Genomic DNA, 2,095 nt, shown 5'->3' with positions numbered 1-2,095 from the left:
CGAGCGAGCTTGCTCGCGCTGGGGCGCGAAGCGGCCCCAACAAGATCACCGCGATTTATCCAGCAGAACGCGTTGGCAGGTTTTAGGGCTGCTTCGCAGCCCAGCGCGAGCAAGCTCGCTCGCCACAGGAAGCTCACCCTTCCATCACAGGACCTGGCGCAGGAACGCTTGGGCGCGCGGGTCTTTGGGCGCATCGAAGAACTCGGCCGGGGCCGCATCTTCGAGCAATTTGCCGTGGTCGAAGAACAGCACGCGGTCTGCCACTTCACGGGCAAAGCCCATCTCGTGGGTGACGCAGACCATGGTCATGCCTTCCAGGGCCAGGGTCTTCATCACGTCCAACACTTCGCCGACCATTTCCGGATCCAGCGCCGAGGTCGGCTCATCAAACAGCATTACCTTGGGTTCCATGGCCAACGCACGGGCAATGGCTACCCGTTGTTGCTGGCCGCCGGACAAGCGTGATGGAAACTCGTTGGCCTTCTGCGCGATACCGACCTTTTCCAACAGTGCCAAAGCCTTGGCTTCACGCTCTTGCTTGCCACGTTTGCGCACGACTTTTTGCGCCAGGCACAGGTTTTCCAGCACGGTCATGTGCGGGAACAAATTGAAGTGCTGGAACACCATGCCGACTTCACGACGGTAGGCATTCACGTCGGTTTTCGGGTCGGCCAGTTGCAGGCCGTCGATGCTCACCGAGCCCGAGTCGAACTCTTCCAGGCCGTTAAGGCAGCGCAGGAACGTGGACTTGCCTGAACCTGACGGGCCAATCACCACCAGCACTTCGCCCTTGGCGACTTGGGTGGTGACGTGGTCCACGGCGCGCACCACCTGGCCACGGGTGTCGAAGACTTTTACCAGATCGCGGACTTCAATCACTTTGCGCGAGCCTCCGCTCAAGCCGGCTGGCCATTTTCGACAGCGGCAGGTTGATCAGCAGGTACAGGCCTGCCACACAGAACAGGATTTCAAAGGGCGAGAACGAGGTGGTGATCACTTCACGACCACTTTTAAGCAGCTCGGTAATCGCGATCACCGAAACCAGCGAAGTGTCTTTCACCAGGCTGATAAATTGCCCAGCCAATGGCGGCAGCACGCGTTTGAAGGCTTGAGGCAACACCACATGACGCATCGACTGGCTGGCGCTCAACCCCAGGGAACGGGCGGCCTCGTTCTGACCACGGGTGATGGACTGCACGCCGGCGCGGACGATTTCCGCCACATAGGCGCCGGTGAACAGCGACAACGCGGCAATACCGGCGAATTCGCGGGACAGGTTGAGCACCGTGCCGATGAAGAAGTAGAAAATAAAGATTTGCACCAACAGCGGCGTACCGCGCACCAGTTCGACGTAGATCGTCGACAGATCGCGCAAGGTCGGGTTGCTCGACAAACGGCATAAGCCGGTTGCCAGGCCAATCGCCAGGCCGAGGACTCCGGAGACCACCGACAACCACAAGGTCGTCCACAAGCCCCACATCAGCGGGCCCAGCGCCCAATGCCGGGTTACGCCAATAACATCGCCTTCGGCCACGTCATCGCCACGTGACACTTGCAGGCTGTTGTCGGCCACGGTCAGCTTTTGCTCGGCGCCTGCGTCGTTGCGCAAGGTGACTTCGGCCACATCGCCTTTGCGCACCAGCTCAATGACAGTGGAGATGTCGGCGGCGCGCTGGGACGTTTCGGCCTGATAGGCGAAGTACTGCGGCACGCGGTTCCAGCGCCACTCGTAGGACATCAACGAGGTGGCGTAGTACAACGCGCCGGCCAGGCCAACCAGCACGACCAAGGTCAGCAGGTGCCAGGGCCATTGGGCTTTTTTCTGTTTCATTTCACTTTCCGAAGATGTATCGCCTGGCATGTCGTCATCGCGGGCAAGCCCGCTCCCACAAGGGAACGCATTTCAACTGTGGGAGCTGGCTTGCCTGCGATGAAGTCGACTCGGTGTCAGCCCTTATTCCATGTCCTTGAGCCACTCGGAGCTCTTGAACCACTTGTCATGGATGCGATCGTAGGTGCCGTCGTTGCGGATCTGGTGCAGGAAGTTGTTGATGTAATTGATGCTGTCGAAGTCGCCCTTTTTCAGGCCGAACGC

3 protein-coding genes are annotated in these 2,095 nt (G+C 59.8%); all 3 read right to left on the bottom strand.

Annotated features, from left to right (window positions below):
• Positions 1-144: 144 nt before the first annotated feature.
• Positions 145-879, bottom strand: coding sequence for an amino acid ABC transporter ATP-binding protein (locus tag FEM54_RS31270; RefSeq protein WP_017138597.1), 735 nt, complete (start codon positions 877-879; stop codon positions 145-147).
• Complete coding sequence (locus FEM54_RS31265) at positions 872-1,831, bottom strand: amino acid ABC transporter permease (RefSeq protein WP_138454141.1); 960 nt, start codon at positions 1,829-1,831, stop codon at positions 872-874. The genes FEM54_RS31270 and FEM54_RS31265 overlap by 8 nt, the downstream gene beginning before the upstream one ends.
• Positions 1,832-1,954: 123 nt before the next feature.
• Positions 1,955-2,095, bottom strand: a 141-nt coding sequence (locus FEM54_RS31260) for a transporter substrate-binding domain-containing protein (RefSeq protein ID WP_138454140.1), incomplete at its 5' end; no start/stop codon positions are given.

The organism is Pseudomonas edaphica, from assembly GCF_005863185.1.
In the GTDB taxonomy this organism is placed as follows: domain Bacteria; phylum Pseudomonadota; class Gammaproteobacteria; order Pseudomonadales; family Pseudomonadaceae; genus Aquipseudomonas; species Aquipseudomonas edaphica.
The sequence above is the reverse complement of the archived record's forward strand: the minus strand, read 5'-3'. Positions and strand labels throughout refer to the sequence as shown.

Coding starts and splice junctions, on each gene's coding strand:
- FEM54_RS31265 (WP_138454141.1), bottom strand. CDS start 1,831: ATGAAACAGAAAAAAGCCCAATGGCCCTGGCACCTGCTGACCTTGGTC.